Below are 22,730 nucleotides of genomic sequence, written 5' to 3'. Positions count from 1 at the left end.
GGGGATTAGTTTTTAATATTGTTGTCCTTTACCAATGTTGGTATTTAAAACATTATTGATATCAGCATTTTGTACCTGACCATTCATATCCAGATCTGCCTTACTATAGCCGGAAATTCCTAACAATTGAATAACAGCATTCGTATCTGTATTTTGAATTTGACCATTTTCATCAAAATCTCCAGAAATCATGGCAAAAATTCCATTTCCCATATCTACTAAAGAATTTGTTCCTCCAAAGACCGATGAAGTCGAATTACTTAGGTTTACTGTTTTTGAAGAACCAGTATTCAAAGTAGCTGCAGAGGCACTTATAATTCCTAAATGATTTCGGTGGTTTACAGCTATGTAATAACTATCAGAAGATAAAGCGAATGATAAAACAGAAGTTCCATCTATATCTACAATATCACCATCGGCTTGTAATAATGCAGATTGACTTCCTAGAACTAAACTCTTGTCGTTTTTGTCACGTATGGTTACCCAAACCCAATCGATAATTGCATTGCTACCTGTTATATTAAAAACGGAAGAATCACAAGTTAATCCATCAGAATATGGACTTGTTGTAGGTAGTAAACTATTAGCTCGTAAACTATCATCCATTATAGTTGATCCAGATGTTGTTAAAGGACCTTGTAAAAAGACAATAGGAGCTAGTTTTATTTTTAAAACAATTACTTCTTGCTGAAAACCTTGAGTTAAGGTATTATTTCCATTCGAACTTGTAGCAACTACTAATTCACCTACGGTAAAGTCTAAACTTGCATTTGCATTGCTCAATGTTGTTCCGCTTGTTCCTATTACAGTTCGCTCCAACGTCTGAGAGAGCATAACATTAGAAATAAGCAAGGATATTATGAATAAAATCTGTCTCATATACTTATTTTCTTTTACCTACAATGTTTAAAACAGAAAGCGCATCGGTTTTGGCATCTCCGCCAGAACTTCTTATCATAAACTCTACCTTACCAGTTCCTAGTGAAGTTATTTGAGCAGCTCTTGTTTGCGAAGTAGATGCTACACAAGTAATGGTTACGGCAGGAAGATTTGAAAAATGATTTGAATAATTAACAGTGTATATATTTCCACTTCTTGAAGTTGTAATTCCTGATGAGCTAGTAACATTTGAGTTTAAAGAACCATCTGCGTTTACAATTACAGAAATGATTTCTACATTATTTGCCGCACCCGCTGCTCTTAAATCATCACCATCTTCATCAATAATTACATTTCCATCGGTAGTGATATTTTCATCAACTTTTAATTCTCCTTTTACTTGTAGTAAATCATTATCAAACTCTCCATAAAGAAGATCTCTAATGTATAAACGATTTGAGAATGCACTTCCAGATAATCCAGCTCCTTGTCCTAATATTACGTTTGAGCTACCATTTAAATTGTAACCAGCAAAATATCCTATAACCACATTATTTCCTCCAGATGTTGCATTCTCTGCCGCTTGAGTTCCGATAATTACATTGTTTTGACTTAAGTTAGAAAGTTTACTTGTATCATCATAAGTTCCGAAAATCTGATTTTCAGAAGGATTTGTAATAAATCCATTGAACTCAATATTTCCACTTGTTTTAATATCTCCAGATACATTTAATAAATTATTTGAAATATCAACTTGAGAAGAACCATTGGTTACAAAATGAATTTCATCATTCCCTCCATAGTTATTATTAGCTCCTACAGCAATCATTGTTGGAGCACTATCTCGCTCACCAGGAGCCTGAATCGCTGATGTATATAACCATGGAGTTGTAGTAAAACCTTCATCTTTTTGGTTAGAAGCATTCTGAGTAGTACTTTGAGAACCAATAGCTATATCTCCAATAACAGCAGTATCAACTACATCTAAACTCGTTTGTGGATTTGATTCTCCAATTCCAACATTCCCATTTGTTTTAACAGCTATTCCTTCATTGTCACCATCATTAGAAATCCAATTAGAATTAATTTGTACATTTCCTCCTACAGAGATTTTAGCAGAAGTATTCACGTTTCCGCTAGCATCAAACTGAATTCCTTTATTATCTGTACCATCACCATTAATCCAATGTGTGTCTAGATTAATATTACTACCTAAGAATAATTTGTGTGATGTAGTTACTCTTCCTCCTGAGTTTACTAACAAACCTTCATCATCACCATCGTTGGAAATCCAGTAACCTCCGGTTTGGAAATTCTTTGTAGCTGTATGACTTCCTAAGTCATCTCCATTTTCAACATATTTTGCATGTAAAGCATATGGAACACTTAGTAGTTGCGTAGTTCCCATACTTGTATAGGTTGTTCCTCCAGCTACATCAATACTTACTTCTAGAAAGTAATTAGCTGCCGACCAATCAATCGTTGAAAAGTCATCTGTAGTAACTCCTTGGCCCACGACCAAATTGAAAACACCATATGCATTTGTTGTTGGTGTATGTGTTTCTGTAAATACAACCGTTCCTGATGTTGTGGTTTGGTGTAACTTAAATTGTACTCCTATTGCAGTATTTGCTAACACATTTCCTGAAGCATCTCTAACAACTGATTGATAGTTAAATCCTGCTGGAGTTTGAGCATAGGAGGTTAAAGAAAAGAGAATTAGAAATAAAAAAGTACTTGTTTTTTTCATGTTTATTGAATTAAAGTTGTGGGGAATCTTCTATAATTCCGTTTTTAAGATTAAATATTTTAGATGCTTATTGTCCTTAATCGGCGCTATTAATAAGTTGCTCTCCTTTACCTATATTGAGGTTTAAAAGGTTATTGATATCTGAATTTTGAACTTGACCATTCATATCAAAATCAGCTTTATTATATCCAGAAACCCCTAATTGTTGGATTACAGAATTCGCATCAATATTTTGAATTTGTCCATTCTCATCAAAGTCTCCTGAAATCATGGCAAATGTTCCATTACCCATATCTACAACTCCATTTACACCTCCAGCCACTGCAGTACTGCTTGAGGAAAGATCAATAGCTGTAGTTGTTCTAGACAAGCTTATTACAGCAGCCGTCATAATGTTCAAATGATTTCTATGTTTCACTACTATGTAGTAGTTATCAGCACTTACATTAAATGACATTGGAGAGTTTCTATCATCCGTTATAGCTACAATATCTCCATCACGTTGTAGAATTCCAGATTTACCAGCAATTACTTGATTTGGATTATTAGCATCTCTTAACTCTACCCAAACCCAATCTACCATTGAATTTGTACCCGAATCATCTAATTTAATAGCATCTGAAATAGTAGCACTATCACTGTATGGTGAAGTAGAACCATAAACACCTCCCGATGCACGTAAATCATCTCGCATTAAACTTTCTTCTCCAGCATTCGGATTTATAAAAGCTCCTTGTAAATAGATATCTATCGCTACCTGAACATAGTTACATGTAGTTTCATTAAATTTTGTTGTAGTATCTTTATTTGTCCAGTTTGTTGTGCTATACGTTGCGTCGTCAACTAAAACACAAGTTAAATTTGGATTATTTTCTATTTCAAAAGTAGTAACATTGGCATTATTACCATTTCTAACATTTAAATTACTTAAGTCTGTATCGTGTGCCCAAAGTTTTTCTAAATTGGTTTGATTACCTAAATCTAAGGTTGTAATTCCTGTATCATTTACACGTAGTGTTTCTATTTTTGTATTGTTAGTTAAATCTAATGTTGAAATGTTAGTTTCATCTACACGTAGTGATCTCAATTCAGGGTTATTAGAAAGATTGATTGATGTCATAGATGTTCTATAAGCAGAAAGAATTCGAAGTTCTCCATGAATACTTAAATCTAATGTTGATACACCAGAGCTATACGTGTATAATTCTCTTATTTCAAGATTATTACTCAAATCTAGGTCTGTTAAACCTCCATTACCTTGTACCCATAAATCTCTCAAATCTGGATTATTAGACACATCTAATGAAGTAATGCCATTTGATCCAATATTTAAATTTCTTAAAACAACATTTTTAGATACATCGATTGATGATAAACTATTACTATTAATATATAAGTGTTCTAATAGCGTGTTTTTACTCACATCTAACGTGGTAAAATTATTACCTCTAGCGTTTAATGTAACTAATGCAGTAAAATCTTCTATTCCTGTTAATTCATTAATTCCAAGATCATTTACAGTTAATGATGTTACAGTTTCAATTAGCGCCGTTGGTACTTGTCCATCACCAGAAATATCATCTAATCCTAGTGCTTCTAATCGAGTTTCAAATATAGAATCTGGAATAGCTGTGTAATTACAATAGGTTCCTTCTGTAAAACTTGTAGCAGTACTTATATCTGTCCAATTAGTAGTACTATATGCTGCATCATCAACAGTAATACAACTTAAATCATTATTATTTCTAACATCAAAATTAGTAATGTTTACATTGTTTCCATTTTTGATATTGATATACTCTAAAACTCCTGTTTGTCCGTAAAATTCAGTTAAAGCAACCTGATTCGTTAAATCTACAGTGGTAATGTCAGATCCGTTTACTCTTACTTCAGTAAGCTTTGTATTTGTTGACAAATCTATAGAAGTAATGGGTGTGTTATCAATTCGTAATTGCGTTAGTTCTGTATTTAAAGAAACATCTAAAGAGGTTAATTTAGTTTTGTAAAGAATTAGTTTCTCCAATACTAAATTGTTCTTGATATCTAACGTTGTAATATCTGTTTGAAATAACTCTAAAAAAGTAAGTTTCGTTAGTTTACTTATATCAATTGATGTAATATCATTTACTGGACATTCTAATCGAGTTAATAAAACATTGTTTGAAACATCTAATGCTGTTAATTTATTTGCACCGAGATCTAGAGAAGTTAAATTAATATTCTTAGAAAGATCTATCGTTGTTAAATCATTCTCACTTAGACCTAGCGTTTGTAAAGCGGTATTATTACTTAGGTTTATAGCTGTTAAACTGTTGTTTTTAAGATTAAGAGACGTTAATAAGATAAAGTCTTCTATTCCTGTCAAATTAGCAATTACCTTACTTCTTAGATCTAAAGAAGTTAATACTTCGATATTTTCAGTAGGAACTTTTCCATCTCCAGAAATATCATCGTACCCTAAGTTTTCTAATGCGGTTTCAAAATTAGTATCTGGGATAGCCGTGTACCTACAAATACCTGAATTGTAAAAAGTAGTTCCAGTATCAATGTTTGTCCAATTGGTATTACTCCATGTAGCATCATCTACTTTGACACAGCTTAATTCTGTATTACCAGTTGCATTAAAATCAGCCGTTGCTATTGCTGTATTATTTCCATTTTGAACATCTAAAAAAGTTAACTGATTATTGTCACAAGACAAACGAGTTAATGCTGAATTATTTGATGCATCCAAACGAGTTATATTATTATCAGATACTCTAAGTTGTCTTAAAGCAGTGTTGCTTGACACATCAATAGTTGTAAGATTATTTCTTTCTAAAGCAATTACTTCTAGCAACGTGTTTTGAGAAATATCTAAACTCATTAACGAAACATCTTGTAAATACAAAAACTTAAGATTGGTATTTGAGCTTACATCCAAATTCATAACATTTGAACATTCGCGAATATTAATCGTCTCTAGTAAAGTATTATTAGAGACATCTATACTTGTAAAATTGTTGTTTCTAATGTTTAAAAATGTTAGCCCTACATTTTGAGTTATATCAATTGCTCCTAATTGATTGTATTTCCCTTCAATAGACACTAGGTTTGCATTTACTCCTAAATGTATTGCCGTAATATTGTTCTCATTGAAGTTTAATTTCTGAAGATTATTATTATTACTTACATCTAGAAAGGTCAATGAGTTGTTTTCACAGTTTAAATCAACTAAAGCAGTAAAATCTTGTATTCCTGTTAAATCAGAAATATTCTTATTATTAACATCTAAAACTGTTACAACTTCAATTAATGCGGTTGGTACTTGTCCATCATTTGAAATATCATCATACCCCAAGTTTTCTAGCTCTGCTTCAAAATTAGCATCTGGAATTGCCGTATAATTACAATAGGTATTACTAAATGTAGAGGTTGCGTCAATATTTGTCCAATTGGTTGTACTGTAAGTAGCATCATCTACTAAAATACAACTAATAGGAGTTCCAGAAGTGTTGAATCCAGTAATACCTGTATTAGCTCCATTTTGAACATTTAAACTCGTTAATGTGGCTATATCATTAGCTATTAAATTGGTAAGTGCTGTATTTTTCGATACATCTAAAGAAGTCAGTTTGGTAGAATATACATCAAGAGTTGCTAAACTTGTATTAGTACTTAAATCTAAAGTGTTAATTTCTGAATTCCATACATCTAAATAACTTAAATTGGTATTGTTGCTAGTGTCTAAACTTGTTAAATCACAACTTGTACAAGCAAATCTTCTTAATGCTGTAAGATTAGATAAATCAATCGATGTACCTGTATATTGTCGTATTCTAAAATCTTCTAATGCAGTGCTATTACTAACATCTATTGTATTGAAAATATTTCCATTAGCTGCCCAAAGCGTTTTTAGATTTACTAGGTTTGAAATATCTAAAGAGGTTAAACTATTGTATTGAAGTTTTAATGATTCTAATGCTACAAAATCATTGATCCCTGTTAAATCAGAAATGTTTTGATTATTAAGATCTAAAGAAGTTACCACTTCAATAAGAGCGGTTGGCACTTGTCCATCTCCAGCAATATCATCATAACCTAAAGTATAAAGTCTAGCTTCAAAATTAGCATCAGGAATTGCGGTATAGGCAGCTTGATTTACAGATACAGTTCCTAAATCTAAAACACATGAGCCAGAATTATATTTTGCTTTAAGATTATACGAACCTATTCCTAGGTTAGCAATTTCGCCAGTTAAGACATCATCACTAAATGTATATGGGTATGTTGTTCCGCCATCAATACTAAATTGAATCTCAGTACGTGTAGTCTCATCAGTAAAATTAAGTTTTATAGTTGCATTATTTTGACCAATAAGTGCTGTTGTTACTTCCGATATCGAAACAGTTGGAGTTATTGTACTCGCCAGAGATATAAAATGAATTGCCCCAGAATTTGAAGGTGAATCATCTTCATTTTGCCCTATAAGTATATATGGATATGAAACTGCTAACGCTCTATTTGAAAACTCATCCCATCCGCCACCAGAAGTTAGTTTAGTTAATTGAGACCAATTATTAGTGCCATCATCTTTAAAAATATAAACAGCATCAGTGCTGTTTGATCCATTTCCAAAAGTTCCGACATATAAAAAACCATTATCTATTACCACATCTGTTCCAAAACGTTGGTCATTATAACTGTCCTTATCATCATTTTGAACCATTACTCTGTTGGCATCTAAATAATCACCATTTATATCAACTTTATAAACGAAAACTCTTCCTTGATCGGCTTCAGCTGTAGAGGATACTTCAAAATTATACCCACCTATAGCTAAATAATCTCCTTGAACACTTATTGCACTACCAAAATATTCTGACGTTTCTGTACCTCTTAATCTGTGTGTTCGTGACCAAGATCCGTCATTGGCTTGATCCCATATTTGTACCGATCCGGCAGAAGCTCTACCTACAGAAGAATAATCGGCAGGTCCACCAACATAAGCGCGACCATCTTTAACCAAAACATCATAACCAAATTTTGCCCCTGAATAATTAGATTGTACTTGAGGTTCTAATTTTGTTTCCGAATAAGTAAAGGTATTAGTACCATCATTTTCATATAAATAAGCACATCCTCCTACAGCACCATCCCTAGCTCCAACAAGAATTAAGTTTCCTTCGATAGAAACGGATTCTCCAAAACGATCACCAGAACTTCCATCGCTAGGTTCAAATACAGCTACTTCAGTCCATGTATTAGAGCCATTGTATTCAAATAAATAAGCTGCTCCTGTATCTACTACTGATGCATTGGTTTGTGATCTAGCACCAACAACTAAGTAATTACCCTGTAAGGCAACACTAGACCCAAAATTATCTCCAGCAAACCCATCACTAGCGGTTAATATAGTTTGTTCTGTCCAATTTCCTGCCCCATCATTAATAAAGATGTAAACCTTTCCTGGTTCGGTACCATTACTACGTGATGTAGTAACCGCTATATTACCATCTATAGCTACACGTTCACCAAACCTATAATTTGAAGTAGCATCGCTGGCTTTAGTTTTTACTCCACCAGCACCAGTTACGGTAAGTGTTCCAGAAAATGTAGTTTCATCTAAAGAACATTCTGTGGATTGCGCATTGATAAAAGATATAAAGACGCTACAAAAAGCTAAAACTATAAGTAATCTTTTTTGCATAATCATTAAGGAATTTTAAGTCTTGTTCAAATAAAGAACTTAACTTTCAATTACTTAAAGAATGCTAATAGACAAAAAAAAGACAAACTTAAACCTCTGATAATCAAAACACAAACTAACTAAAATGGACAAAAAAAAGACAATTTAAACCGATCTAAATCACCTATGCTATTTTGTTAAGAAGCTTCTAAATAATGTAATGTGGAAATTCCTTTAGGGACATTAATTTTTTTTCGCAATCTGAACCTACTTTTTACCACACTTGTATTTGAAATAGCCAACATACTTGCTATTTGATTTGTATCGAGGTATAATTTTTCTAAAGCCAATAATCGTTCTTCCGCTTTTGTTAGTGAATACCCTTTTTCTTTTATATTTCTAAAAAACTCTGGATATACACTCGAAAATTTTTCTTTAAAATTATACCAATCTTCATTTGTAAGAATTTTCACAGAAGTTAAATTTTCAATTTCCTCTTCAGCAGAATTTTTACTTCCTGCCTCTTCTTTTAATCTTTCTATCTCTTCTGTTAATGTTTCTTGTATTCTTCTTTTTTCTAAAAGTTGTTTAGTATATTCTTCCAATGCTTGCTTATTCTTTTCTATTTTCTTGGCCAATGCTCTTCTTTTGTGTTTTCCTTGTTTCCAAATGAAATATGCTGTTAGCAATAAAATGACCACAATTGATAGAAAAACCGCCCATAATACTTTTCTTTTTGCTGTAGACAGTTCCTTTTCTTTTTCTAACAGTTGAATGTCATTTTCCTTTTTAAGAATTTCGGCATCCTTTCTTTGTGTTTCAAACTGAGATTGATAATATAAAAACGTATTGTCCTTTATAAGTTTGTTATTCGCTTCCTCTAATTGTAAATACGTATTTAAATGTTCGAATGCTTTTTTATACTGTCCAGTAACTCCATAAATTTTAGCAAGTTCCTTTTCTGCACTTTTAACCTTTTCTTCTTGACCCTCTTGACCTTTCAGAGCTAATACTTTTTGTAATGCTTCTTCTGCTCTTCTATAATCTTTCTTTTTACTATAAACTTTGGCTTGGTATTCATAATTCATTCTCTGGAAAAATTCAGGAGCACTAGATTTTTGAACCCAAGTTTTAGCTTCCTCCAAGTATTTTTCCGCTTCAGTAACATTATCTAGATCTAAATTGTAATCTATATTTAAATTTGCCAAAAACAAATTAGACAATACTTTTCTTTGCCTGTTTTGTACACTGTCAGCATAAAACTTTGTAGAATCAATATACTTTTTAACTTCATCAAAATTCTTAACTTTTTGATGAATCTTGGCTAAATTCCCATAAGCATAAAATAAGGAAGCGTAGTCTTTTATTTCCTTAGCATTTCGGAGAACTTTTTCACGTTCTGAAATTGATTTTTCGTGAAAACCATTTTTAGAATAGATACCAGCTAACTCTGACAAAGTGAAGTTTTTATAAAAATTATCATCTAATTCATCATATAATTTATATGCTTCTTCGTAATTAGTGACCGCATTTAAAAACTCATTTAAATCGTTATAAACCTGTGCTGTAAAAAGTCTTGCATCTGCTGCATTAATTACACCTTTATTTTCTTTAATAAAAATATCCCCTGAACGTTTATAATCAGCAATTGCTTTTTGATATTTATCTGTATTATAAAAGTAACTTGCCCTTTTAAGTAGTAAATGTGCTTCTGTTGTTGGATCCTTAAAAAACTCCTGATACCCTAACATTTTATCTACATAATACTTGGTAGAATCTAGTTTTCCAAAATTGGTATAATGCTGAATTATAAAACGTGATTTTTGTGCAGCTAAATCATATTTTTTCAATTCTTGAGCAAGCGCTACATATTCATTAAAATAGGTCAATTCATAATCTCTTTTATTTTTAAGAATAGCTTTTGTTAGGTTATCTAAAATCTCAAGCCTTTCATTTTTATCTGAAACAGTTGCTAACTTTTTTTCTAAATCTTCAATAGTATTTTGTGATATACTTGGAAGCGAAATCAACAATAAAAAAGCTAATACGAATATTTTTTTTAACATAATGAATTAAGAGTAGAGGGTAAATAAGATGAAATGCTATTCATTTAAAAACAAATATACACCATACAAAATACAAATTTCTGTTTATAAAGTTATTATTAAGAAGTAAAAGAAAACTAACTTTTTAGATGATATCAATAATACTACTCAAACTTAAATTCCAATTCTATTACAGTATCTTCTTGAAAAGAATTTGCATCTATTTCAATAACTGCTTCTGAATTCTTTTTTAAATAAGCATTTAGTATTCTTCGTACATCTTGATTATCAGATTGACTTTGTAGATTTTCTTGGTAATCTTTTGAGGTATAGCTTTTCTGTTTTTTTAAATAACCATATCCTTTGTAAATATTATTCACTACTAAAGCATAGCCTATCTCATTTTCTTCTCTTCCTGCTTCATGTACAACAAAATCTTTGTTATCAAAAGCTAAAGAAGTTATTGCTGCTATTACACGACTATTGTAATTTTCTATGGCTTCCTCTTCTCTACAAATACCTCTACATTCTTTAATTTGATAATGAAAACAGCTACTTACATTGGTTTGCAAATGACAATATTTAGGGCATAATTCAAAAGTGCTACACAGACGTTCTACAAAATTTCGTGCTTCTGTAAGCGTATAAAACTTCATAAGTGGTTTGTTGACCATTTTTAAATTATTCCACGCTAAATGAAGAATTCCTTTTCTATCATAATAGCTAAACAATGCATAACTATGTTGCTTTCTTCTCTGAGCTCTGTTATACTTAGGAAACAATCGCTTAATTTCTGCCGATTCTAATAAAAGTGCTAATAACTCATTTCCAGTTTCGGTATAGGTAATGTTTGCTGTTTCCATGCACATGAGTATTTCTTTCTTTTTCTTATCGTGAAAATGACTTAATACTCGTTGCTTGATATTATTAGCTTTTCCTACATAGATGATCTCTTTATCTTTATTCCAGAAATAATAAACTCCGTGTTTTTGTGATAAACCATCAAAAACTTCTTTCGCTAATAAAGGAGGTAAGGTTGCTTCTTTAGATCTAGGGTTTAAAAAGGAATTAATAATCTTAAAATCATCTACCCTATCTTTTTCTATCAACTTTTGAAACAAAATAACTGTTGCTTCGGCATCTCCCCTTGCTCGGTGTCTATCTGCAATCGTAATTCCTTCCGAAACACATAACTTCCCTAAGCTGTACGATTTTTTATTAGGCAATAATTTTCTTGATAATCGAACTGTACAAAGTTTCTTTCTTCGATAAGTTAAGCCTAATGATTTAAACTCTTTTCCTATAATTCCATAATCGAAATTTACATTATGAGCTACAAAAACACATCCTTCTGTAATCTGATAAATCTTTTTAGCCACTTCCTCAAACTTAGGGCTATTCTTAACCATAAAGTTGGTAATTCCCGTAAGCTGTGTAATAAACCCAGGAATATTAGTTCCAGGATTAATCAATGTGGTAAATTCATCAATTACCTTTTCTCCATCGAAAATAAAAATACTTATTTCGGTAATTTTTACTCCTCCGTCAGTTTCTATATCAACTATTGCATAATTCATTATTGAAGCTTGGCTAATGACTCTAATTCTACTCCTAACTGTGTAAGCATATTGGCTATACTACTTATTTTTAAATCTCTTTCATCATATTCTTGTGTATTAATACTACAAGTAAACTCCCATAACTCAACCACCTCAGCTACTGGAACATTATACGATGCATAGTTTTTATTATCAGGTACAAGTAATAAAGTATTACTCTCCTCTATTTTATTATACAAACGCTTGTAAGTCATTCCATCATTCTTGGTAACAATGATATACGATGTTCCATCCTTTACATCTCTTACATTTTCAACAAAGCTTGCTATTACATACGAACCATCTTTCATAGGATGCATAGAATCTCCTTTAATAGGAAATGCGCGATGTTTTCCCACAGGCAAAAATGGAAGTTTTATTTTTTGTAATTGCTCAATATATTCTGGATCGTCATATCCTAAAAGATACCCTGCTGAAGCTTCTGTAGGCACTACCTCAATCATATTTTCATTGGTATTATCTACCGCAATTGGAAATAACACACGCTGATTACCTATTTCTATAAATGAGGTATCTGTAGCATAGGTCAAATCATTCTTTACCAAAATATCTATTGGTAAATTAAAATAGTTTGAAAAGTTTATTAATGTTTCAATAGGAGGTTCTGATCGGCCTTCTTCATAAGAAGAAACTCGAGAACGAGTAATAGACACATCATCAGCAAACTGCTCTTGTGTAATGCTTTTTAGCTTACGTAAATGACGGATGTTTTTTGCTATATTTTTCATTTGCTACAAATATAAGCAATCTTTGCTACAATTTGTACTTAATTTTGTAGCATGTTTATAAATTGTCATACATATTACAGTTTACGTTATGGTTCCATGAGCACTGAAGAGTTGTTAGAGCTTGCTAAAAACATGAAGATCAACACCATTACTTTAACCGACATTAATAATACTGCTGCTTGTTTAGAGTTTATACGATTGGCTCCAAAATATAACATTACTCCTTTGGTAGGGGTAGATTTTCGTAATAAGGCTTATCAAGAGTTTGTTTTAATTGCTCAAAATAATAGCGGTTTTCAAAATATAAACACCTACCTCTCTGAATTTTTGCATCAGGAGAATTTAGAGATTCCTACAAGAGCCAAAAGCCTAGCTCATACATTTGTTATATACCCTTTTGAAAAAAGCATAGAATTTGAATTAGCCTCTAATGAATTTATAGGTATTTCTCATACTGAATTAACACGACTTCCTTTTTCAAAATGGAAAAACAAATTAGATAAACTTGTAATTCTTCATACCGTAAGTTTTCAAAATAAAAAAGGTTTTAATACGCATAGATTATTGAGAGCTATTGATAACAACGAACTTTTAAGTCGTTTAGAAACTACCGAACAAGGTAAAGAAACACATCAGTTTATTTCAAAAGAAGAATTGCTAACCTATTTTGAAGAGTATCCGCAAATTATTGCAAATACACAGGAACTCTTTTCAAAATGTTCTATTGATTTTGATTTCTCTGAAAATACTCCAAACAATCAAAAATCATATACAGGAAATGAAGTTTTAGACTATAAACTTTTAAAGAAACTGAGTCTTAATGGAATTAAGTATCGCTATCCACAACCTGATTCACAGGTATTTGAAAGAATTGATAAAGAATTAGAAATTATAAAAGAAAAGGGCTTTGTTTCTTACTTTTTAATCAATTGGAAAATACTCAAATACGCTCGTTCTAAAGGTTATTTTTATGTTGGAAGAGGTAGTGGAGCCAACAGTATTATTGCCTACCTTTTAAGAATTACCGATGTAGATCCTATTGAACTAGACCTATATTTTGAACGCTTTATCAATCTCTATAGAAAGAATCCACCCGATTTTGATATTGATTTTTCTTGGCAAGATAGAGATGATATTACGGAATTTATCTTTAACCGATTTCCAAATACGGCATTAATTACTGTATACAATACTTTTAAGTTTAAAGCTGCAATTAGAGAGTTGGGAAAGGTTTTTGGATTACCTAAAAGTGAAATTGATTTACTGTCTTCTGGAAACTACAACTATAATACCTTAGATAAATTATCGCAATTGGTAATTATTTACAGTACCTATATTCAAGGTTTTCCTAATTACCTAGGAATTCATGCCAGTGGAATACTTATTTCTGAAAAACCAATACATCATTACTGTGCAACTTTTATGCCTCCTAAAGGTTTTGCAACCACCCACATAGATATGGTCGTTGCTGAAGATATTGGTTTGTATAAATTTGATATTCTTAGTCAGCGCGGTCTAGGGAAAATTAAAGATACGGTGTCAATTGTAGCTAATAATCACCCTGAACTCCCTCCTATTGACATTCATAATATTGCAAAGTTTAAAGAAGATGTTCGAATTAAATACCTATTAAAAAACGCGAAAGCTATTGGTTGTTTTTATGTAGAGTCTCCAGCTATGAGAATGCTACTTAAGAAACTACAAGTAGATCATTATTTAGGATTAGTAGCCGCTAGTTCGGTAATTAGACCTGGAGTAGCTAAATCGGGTATGATGCGTGAATATATTTTACGCTTCAGATATCCCAATAGAAGAAAAGATGCACACCCTGTACTACTAGATATTATGCCAGAAACTTATGGAGTTATGGTATACCAAGAAGATGTGATTAAAGTAGCACATTATTTTGGAGGCCTTACCTTGGGAGAAGCCGATATGTTACGCCGTGGAATGTCAGGGAAATTTCGATCTCGTGAGGAGTTCTTAAAAGTAAAACAACAGTTTTTTGATAATTGTAGAAACTCAGGAAAGAGTTTTGAACTGACCAAAGATGTATGGAGACAAATAGAAAGTTTTGCTGGATATGCTTTTGCGAAAGGACATTCTGCTTCTTATGCTGTAGAAAGCTATCAAAGTTTATTTTTAAAAGCCTATTATCCTCTAGAATACATGGTAGCTACTATTAATAATTCAGGAGGTTTTTATAGTATTGAATTATACATTCATGAAGCTCGATTACATGGAGGTATTATTCATGCTCCTTGCATTAATACAAGTGAATATTTAGCTATTATTCAAAGGAAAGATATTTATCTTGGTTTTCGTTTTTTACAATCTTTAGAAGCAAAAACTATTCAAAAAATTTTAGTAGAAAGAAATGCCAATGGTGCTTTTACTTCTTTAGATGATTTCATAGAACGTGTTCCTATTTCTGTAGAACAGATTACTATTTTAATAAAAATAGATGCTTTTCGTTTTTCTAAAAAACACAAAAGAGAACTCTTATGGGAAGCACATATGAAAATTAACAATGTAACGGTTGATGAATTTCATATATCCCTATTTCAAGTAGAAAAAGTACATTATGAGATCCCTAAGTTAAACTCTACTCAATTAGAAAATGCCTTTGATCAAATTGAGTTATTAGGGTTTCCATTATCAAGTCCTTTTAGTCTTCTTGTAGAAAAAAAACTTCACCCTATTCGCGCTAAAATGCTTCCACATTATACAGGAAGGTATATTACTATTGAAGGGTATTTGGTTACTATAAAAAAGACAAGCACTTCAAAAGGACAACAAATGTACTTTGGAACATTTTTAGATCTCGAAGGTGATTTTATTGATACGGTTCACTTTCCACCAGAGGCTAAAAAATTTCCATTTAGAGGTAAAGGCATCTACCGAATAACAGGTAAAGTTATAGAGGAGTTTGATTGTATTTCTATTGAAACAAAAACAATGCAACGCCTTGCCATTATAGAAGATCCCCGATATGCAGACAGTAGAAAAGCACAACGCCCTAAACCTAAAAAAAGCATATTATGAGTACACAAAGATCAATTGTACATATGGATCTCGATACTTTCTTTGTTTCTTGTGAACGATTATTAGATAGTAAATTAATTGGCAAACCCATCCTTATAGGTGGTACCTCCGACAGAGGTGTCGTAGCTTCTTGTAGTTACGAAGCCAGAACTTTCGGAATTCATTCTGCTATGCCTATGCGAATGGCAAAGCAATTATGTCCTGAAGCTATTATTATTCGGGGAAACTCTCAAATTTATTCTAAGTATTCTAATTTAGTTACCGAAGTAATCAAAGAATCGGTTCCTCTATATGAAAAGACCTCTGTAGATGAATTCTATATAGATTTAACTGGAATGGATAAATTCTTTGGTTGTCATAAATTAGCTACAGAGCTCCGACAAAAAATCATTAAAGAAACCGGACTTCCTATTTCATTTGGACACTCTATTAATAAAACGGTCTCTAAAATTGCTACGGGAGAAGCAAAACCCAACAATCAAATTAAAATTGATAAAGGCAGTGAAAAACCGTTTCTCTCTCCTCTTTCTGTAAAGAAAATTCCTATGGTTGGTGAAGTTACCTACAGATCTCTTTGCGATTTAGGATTGAAAAGAATTAAATCTATTCAAGAAATGCCTATTGAAATGATGTCGAGAGTATTTGGAAAAAACGGAGTTGCTATTTGGAAAAAAGCAAATGGTATCGATAACAGTCCTGTTGTACAATACCATGAACGAAAATCAATCTCTACCGAACGTACTTTTGATAAAGACACCACAGATGTTAGAAAATTAGAAAGCATTATTGTGGCTATGGCCGAGAACTTAGCTTACCAATTACGACGCGGAAATAAACTTACTGCATGTATTACTTTTAAAATACGATATTCCGATTTCCAAACCTATACCCAGCAACAACGCATTCCTTATAGTGCTGCTGATCATAAAATAATTCCTATTGTTAAAGAGCTCTATAAAAAACTTTACAAAAGAAGAATGCTCGTTCGTCTTGTGGGTGTTCGATTTTCACATTTGGTTGAAGGTGCTCATCAAATTGATCTTTTTGATGATGATGAAAAGATTATCAACTTATATAGCGCAATGGACAAACTAAGAGAACGATATGGTGATAGAGCTGTAATGCGCGCCCAAGGTATGGAAGCTAAAAGTATTTCTAGATGGAACCCTTTTAAAGGAGAACCGCCCCCATTATTAGCTAATAGAAGAAGATAATTAAGCCTCGTAGACTTTTAAAAAACATTCATAAAACTCTCTCTTATTTTCTTTTTTACAAATAGGAAAAATTAATACTTTAGTACGTAAATTTTTACCCATGGATAATTTCCTTATAGGTATTGGAAAACGCATAAAAGAAATTCGAAAAAAGCAAGGCATTACAATAAATACTCTTGCTAATAATGCCAATGTTTCAAATGGCTTAATTTCTAGAATTGAAAATGGTAGAACCATTCCTTCTCTACCTGTTTTTTTAGAAATTATATCAGCGCTTGAGATTGATGCTAGTACTTTTTTTGAAGGAGTAGAAAAAAAGAACAATGCAAAGTATATTCATGTAACTAAAGAGCAGCATCAACTTATTGAAAAAGAAATTGAAGCAGAAGGTTTTACCTATCATCAAATTTTTGGAAAAAGTTTAAATGCAGTTGGATTTGAAGCAGTGTTATTAACTATTTCTCCTAACTCTAAAAGAGAAAAAGTAATTACTGATGCATGGGAATTTAAGTATATACTTAGTGGAGAATGTACTTATTTAATAGACAACGAAGAAGTAACAGTTATTGAAGGAGACTCTCTATATTTTGACGGGAGAATTCCTCATGTTCCTGTGAATAGATCTCAAAAAGATTGTACTATGCTAGTACTTTACTTTTATTCTGAAAATAATTAAAAAAGGGTTCATAATGAACCCTTCTTATACATACCTCTTTTAATTATTTAGTCCTGGCCAAGTATTATTATTTATTGGTTTAGGGTATCCTGAAACCGCACTATCTGTTAACTTATTGTATTTTATGTAGGTGTTATTATCTAAGAAAAAATAGCAATAGGTAGTATTCCAATCTACAACCGCAGTAATCATCATCTTATAATTTCCTAATCCTGGCCAATTTCCGTTAGTAATGGTAGCTGGATACCCTGACTCTACTCGATCATTAGAAATACTATATCTAATATATCTTCCATCATTTAAAAAGAAGTATGCTCTGCTATTATTCCAATTAATAGCAGCTACAATACTATTTTTATAAGGTTCTAATCCTGGCCAATTTCCATTAGTAATTGTTGTTGGATATCCTGAATCTACACTGTCATTGTTCATATCATAACGTAAATACCTTCCATCATTTAAGAAGAAATAGCCTTTATGATTGTGCCATTTAAAAGCAGCACTGATCAAATCTCTATAATTCCCTAAACCTGGCCATGAACTGTTATTAGTTTCATAAGGATACCCACTATCTGCTTTGTCTAACGTTTTATTATAACGAACATACTTGTTATCACTTCTAAAGAAATAAGCTCTATTATTTATAAGATCGTTCCAATCTAATCCTGCTATAATTTTTGAATTGTTCAATGCAACAGATCCTGATTGCCCATTCAGTACCAAAGTATAGTTAAGCATCCCTTCTCCAGCATTAGTATCTGTATATGATCCCTGTGATGCAGGTACCGTTGCTATTAATGTATTATTTCTATAAATTTCAACGGTGTTTGTTGCAGTAGAATTCCAATAAAGTGTATTATGATTTTGCATCATCACTTTTCTTACCCCTAAATTTCCAACTAATGAGGTGCTATTCAATTGCCATTCTTTTTGAATAGGAATCCCTAAATGTGTTAATACAGATGGTACAATTGCCGTTTGTGCTACATTTCCATAAATCCCAGAAAAATCAGAATTAAGTGTATTTACATACCCTGAAAACTCTTCATTACCCGATTTATTCATTCCAACAAAAATTGTTTTTTCTCCTAATGTTTGATTTCCATGACCATACCCGCTTGATTCTCTACCATGATCTGTAACTACCATGATTAACCAATCTTCATTTGTTCTCTTCTCTACTTCGGCTACAATTCTTCCAAACTGTTCATCTGCTCTAGTAATAGCGTTGTTATACGAAGTTCCAAACCCTGAAAAGTGTCCTACTCCATCTACATCATCTAAATGCACAAATACAAAATCGGAGTTTTCATTGTTAATTGCACGAATTGCTCCTGATACCGTATTCTCGTCTCCTCCACTTTTTGAATGATAATCTATAAAGCCTAATTGATCTCTAAAAAAATCGTGTATTGGAGCCCAAGTAACCACGCTAGCCGTTTTTAAACCAGAATTTGATTCTTTAATTAATTGAAATACACTTTTAGAGTTTGATTTTTGAGAGGAATTATTGTCTACAACTCCATGTTTGTTTAGCCACACCCCCGTTAAAATGGTTGTCCAACTTGGACCACTTTTTGTTTTTTGTTCTGAAGATGTTCCTGCAATTCCTCCTGCGTACGCCTTTACAATTGTTAACTCATCTAGGTTTGGCGTTGACGTTTCAGAAATTTTCTCAAGTTGCATTCCATCGAAACCTACAACAAGTACTTTTTTCTTAAGACTTGTTTTGCTTGATTTCCTTAATGCTTGAACTGTTTTTGTTTCTTCTATTGTATTCTCCTGACAATTAGAAAAAACTAAAGTTAATGCTAAAGCACTTAACTTAAAAAGATAGGTTGTTTTCATAAAAAGTTTACTTATAGTTAATTTTATACATCAAAAATACACTATAAGTAAACTTAAAAAACTCTAATTTCAATACTTAATCTTATTATAAACTAGTTAACTTAAAGGAGATATTCTGTAAACACTTTGTTTACAAAAAGTTAAACTAATTCTTTTAAGGAGTTTAAAATGTAAGTTGGATTTTCTATCTCCAATTGTTCTCTACTTTGAGCTCCTGATAAAACTCCAATTGTAACGCCACAACCTGCATTTTTCCCTTCCTCAATATCTATTCCTGAGTCTCCAGCTTTTAGTACTTCTGCTGCATTTGAAACATTAAACTCTTTCATAGCTTTTTGAATCATTTCTGGATGGGGTCTTCCTTTTTCTACATCTGATGCTGTAATTAACATATCGTAATGTATTCCTTCAATCCAATTTAACTTCTTTAATAAATTAGTTGCTACCTCTCTAGCATATCCAGTATTTAAAACTACTCTTATATTGTCTTCTCTTAATTTTTGCAATACTTCTTCAACACCATCAATTGGCTTTACCTCAAGCTTTAAATAAGCTTCATTTAACTTTTTTTTGAAGTTATTAAAAATTAAATAAGAATATTCAGTTTTACTGAAATTTAAATAGGACAATACATCTTTTATTGCTTGATGTTTTTCTTTTCCTGCACCTAATTCTAAAACAGTTTCCAAATCAACATCGATACCATAATCGTTTATAGATTTTTGTAACGTTTTATATACTACATTATGCTCATCTACCGTTGTTCCTGCCATATCAAAAACAACCATTTTTATATTTTCTAACATGTACTTAATTTAAATATATTATTAATGTTTTCTTTCGAAAAACCTGCACTTCCTGTCATTCCTTTTCCTCCAATTCCAGTAACAATGTGAATATTGTTTCCTACTGTATGTTGAAATAAATCGGTTGTTTTACATTGGCTATAAAACCCCGCCCAACGTTGTTGAATTTGATAATTAGGTAGATCAATTATTTTTTTTGCTTCAGTTATCATAAAATCATCTATTTCTTCATTTAAATCAAACCCTAAATCATCTATATTTTTGGCATCTGCATATTCATGAGAATCTCCAATGATGACAGAACCATCCACAGCTTGTTTAAATAAAATATGAACGCCATACTTCTTTTCAAAACTATTTGGATCTTCCTTTAATTTGATAGAGTTCCATGACGGACATTCTTCAAAGGCCTCATATCTTCTAATAGTTAATCCTGTTAAAATTGAACCATCTAACCTATAATTCTTTTGGGGTTTAGTTCGTAACATTTGTAGTTTTGAAACGACTAAATCACTTTCATTAAAAATAGTTGGGTATAAAGCTTTAAAATCTGAACCATTACAAATGATTGTTTTATCTGCTTTAAAAACTTCTCCCATTGCCGTTGTTAACTCAACAACTTCATTGGCTTCATCTACATGAACAACACTCGTTCTATAAAAGATGTCTATCATACCATTTTCCAACATAAATTCATGCAAACGATTTATCATAACTCTTGGCTCAACAGTAACTTCTTCTGGAAAGAATAAGCCTGCTTTACAATAATCTGCACGTAAACCAGCATACTTATTTAAACATTGTTCTTTCGTTAAAAGTTCAGAATGATAGCTATTACTTTTATTTATTTGATACAGCTCTTCTATTAATTGAACCTCTTCCTCATTTGAAGCTAAATAAATAGTACCATTTTGACGAATTGAAACATCAAATTGTGATTGAATTTCTTTATAAATGGCTAAACTCTCTCTTCCATAATTCTGCCATTTTACATTCATTCCTGAAGGTACAACCTGTCCAAAATTTCTTACAGTAGCTCCTTGCGGTTTACTGTCTTTTTCTAAAATCGCTACAATTAATCCTTTTTTTGATGCATGGTAGGCATGAAAAGTTCCTAAAACTCCTCCTCCCACTACGATTAAATCATATTTTTTATTCATAAATAAGTTGATTTTCATTAAAATATTTTTCTCTTTTCTTTTTCTTTTTAAAGAACAATAAACAATAGACCGAAATCATAAAACCAATTGCTCCTAACATATAAAGTGATTGTATAAAAAACGATAGCCAGGATACTTCTTTGCTTCCAAAGTTTTTAAACAATAAAATGAGTACACTACCTAAATACCCAAAAGCATCGGCTATATAAATAAGAAAACCTACGTTCCCTTTAATTTTAAAAGTAGCAATCATTCTGTCAAAAAAGATTCCATTAAAAGGTACATAACAGGCGTATAATCCTAGACCAGAAATAATCATCCATACTATTGGAGACATAACTTCTAACTGAAATAAATAGGTGGAAAGTAATATTGATAGTGTGCCAAATATTAATACATAATGATAATAAGTAAAGGCTTTAAAGTTCTTGGTAACACTACCGATATATCCTAATATAAAAAGTACAATTATGGCTATTGGAATCTCTGATATACTAAAAATAGAAGCGTCATTATATCCTAAAGCTTCCCAAATTTCTCGAGCAAAGTTGTCTCTAAAATCTCTAATTGCTGTAAGTATCGTAAAGAAAAAGACTATCAAAACTAATGGAATTGCATATAGTTTAAAAAGTTCTTTTCTTTCTATTCCATTTAAAGGTTTTCTAGCTGTTTTTAGTTTATTATCCTCTTCATTTGGTACTGGAAGTTTTTCCAGTAACCATGAAAATATGACTAATGGTACAATAAAAAACAACCCCGTCACAAAAGGCATCCAAAACTCAGATACTTGTAACGAATCCATTGTCCATTTCCCTACCGATTTTACCACTCCTGAAGAGATTATAAAACTAGATGATAAAATAACTCCTAACAATTCTGAAACTTTCCTCCCTTCTAAGTATGAAAATACAATTCCCCATATCATTCCAAGAGGTAACCCATTCAAAAACAAGAATAAAATATTATATGGAGCAGGTATCGCTGCAAAACCTAGTAAGGCCAACTCGGCAAACAAAATAAAACCAATTAGATACTTTATTCTATGATGACTTTTCATTTCAGAAATAATTTTTATTCCTAAAAATTTTGACAACGTATATCCAATTATTTGAGCTATTATCAACAAAATTTTATAGTCGATTCCAAAAAACACTTCGTAAGAAAATATAGCCACCGTAAAGGGTTTTCGAAATGCATACATACAAAAGTAAGTGCCAAATGCTGCAAGAGAAGCTTGTATTATAAAACGTATATTCATCTTATTTTTTTTTAACAAGGCAAACTCTCTTAGA

General features: G+C 31.7%; 13 protein-coding genes. 3 read left to right on the top strand and 10 right to left on the bottom strand.

What is annotated here, in order from left to right; genetic code table 11:
• Positions 1 to 12 precede the first annotated feature (12 nt).
• The 6 genes from Q0873_RS02960 to Q0873_RS02935 form a co-directional block, all read right to left on the bottom strand.
• Positions 13 to 879: a hypothetical protein gene (locus Q0873_RS02960; RefSeq protein ID WP_299104289.1), complete on the bottom strand. Its 867-nt coding sequence runs from the start codon at positions 877 to 879 to the stop codon at positions 13 to 15.
• 4 nt (positions 880 to 883) lie between these two features.
• Positions 884 to 2,629: a hypothetical protein gene (locus tag Q0873_RS02955; RefSeq protein WP_299104288.1), complete on the bottom strand. Its 1,746-nt coding sequence runs from the start codon at positions 2,627 to 2,629 to the stop codon at positions 884 to 886.
• 76 nt (positions 2,630 to 2,705) lie between these two features.
• The gene (locus Q0873_RS02950) at positions 2,706 to 8,318 is read right to left on the bottom strand and encodes a hypothetical protein (RefSeq protein WP_299104287.1); all 5,613 of its coding nucleotides are present in this window, start codon (positions 8,316 to 8,318) and stop codon (positions 2,706 to 2,708) included.
• A 176-nt stretch (positions 8,319 to 8,494) separates the two neighbouring features.
• Positions 8,495 to 10,363, bottom strand: a complete 1,869-nt coding sequence (locus tag Q0873_RS02945) for a hypothetical protein (protein ID WP_299104286.1) — start codon at positions 10,361 to 10,363, stop codon at positions 8,495 to 8,497.
• A gap of 143 nt (positions 10,364 to 10,506) precedes the next feature.
• Positions 10,507 to 11,919: an exonuclease domain-containing protein gene (locus Q0873_RS02940; protein ID WP_299104285.1), complete on the bottom strand. Its 1,413-nt coding sequence runs from the start codon at positions 11,917 to 11,919 to the stop codon at positions 10,507 to 10,509.
• Positions 11,919 to 12,689 carry a LexA family transcriptional regulator gene (locus tag Q0873_RS02935; protein ID WP_299104284.1) on the bottom strand — a complete coding sequence of 257 codons (771 nt, stop codon included), beginning with the start codon at positions 12,687 to 12,689 and terminating at the stop codon, positions 11,919 to 11,921. Before Q0873_RS02935 ends, Q0873_RS02940 begins: the two co-directional genes overlap by 1 nt.
• A 51-nt stretch (positions 12,690 to 12,740) precedes the next feature.
• Between Q0873_RS02935 and dnaE the strand changes: the two genes are divergently transcribed.
• The 3 genes from dnaE to Q0873_RS02920 all read left to right on the top strand — a co-directional run bounded on the left by dnaE (position 12,741) and on the right by Q0873_RS02920 (position 17,624).
• A complete protein-coding gene (gene dnaE, locus Q0873_RS02930) occupies positions 12,741 to 15,734 on the top strand; it encodes a DNA polymerase III subunit alpha (RefSeq protein ID WP_299104283.1) in 2,994 nt (997 codons plus the stop codon).
• On the top strand, positions 15,731 to 16,948 hold the full coding sequence (gene dinB, locus Q0873_RS02925; protein WP_299104282.1) for a DNA polymerase IV: 1,218 nt from the start codon (positions 15,731 to 15,733) through the stop codon (positions 16,946 to 16,948). The genes dnaE and dinB overlap by 4 nt, the downstream gene beginning before the upstream one ends.
• 100 nt (positions 16,949 to 17,048) lie before the next feature.
• Positions 17,049 to 17,624: an XRE family transcriptional regulator gene (locus Q0873_RS02920; protein ID WP_299104281.1), complete on the top strand. Its 576-nt coding sequence runs from the start codon at positions 17,049 to 17,051 to the stop codon at positions 17,622 to 17,624.
• 39 nt (positions 17,625 to 17,663) lie between these two features.
• Here the strand turns inward: Q0873_RS02920 and Q0873_RS02915 are convergent, their stop codons facing one another.
• The 4 genes from Q0873_RS02915 to Q0873_RS02900 form a co-directional block, all read right to left on the bottom strand.
• Positions 17,664 to 19,472 (bottom strand): alkaline phosphatase family protein, encoded by a 1,809-nt coding sequence (locus tag Q0873_RS02915; protein WP_299104280.1) that lies wholly within the window; start codon positions 19,470 to 19,472, stop codon positions 17,664 to 17,666.
• A 140-nt stretch (positions 19,473 to 19,612) separates the two neighbouring features.
• Entirely contained in the window at positions 19,613 to 20,278 is a 666-nt protein-coding gene (locus Q0873_RS02910) for a phosphonatase-like hydrolase (RefSeq protein WP_299104279.1), read from the bottom strand.
• A complete protein-coding gene (locus Q0873_RS02905) occupies positions 20,272 to 21,438 on the bottom strand; it encodes a TIGR03364 family FAD-dependent oxidoreductase (RefSeq protein ID WP_299104332.1) in 1,167 nt (388 codons plus the stop codon). The genes Q0873_RS02910 and Q0873_RS02905 overlap by 7 nt, the downstream gene beginning before the upstream one ends.
• Complete coding sequence (locus tag Q0873_RS02900) at positions 21,431 to 22,696, bottom strand: DUF5690 family protein (RefSeq protein WP_299104278.1); 1,266 nt, start codon at positions 22,694 to 22,696, stop codon at positions 21,431 to 21,433. Before Q0873_RS02900 ends, Q0873_RS02905 begins: the two co-directional genes overlap by 8 nt.
• Between the last annotated feature and the right edge of the window lie 34 nt (positions 22,697 to 22,730).

This window comes from uncultured Tenacibaculum sp., assembly GCF_947498805.1.
Taxonomy (GTDB): Bacteria; Bacteroidota; Bacteroidia; order Flavobacteriales; family Flavobacteriaceae; genus Polaribacter.
This window is presented reverse-complemented; position numbering and strand designations above follow the sequence as displayed.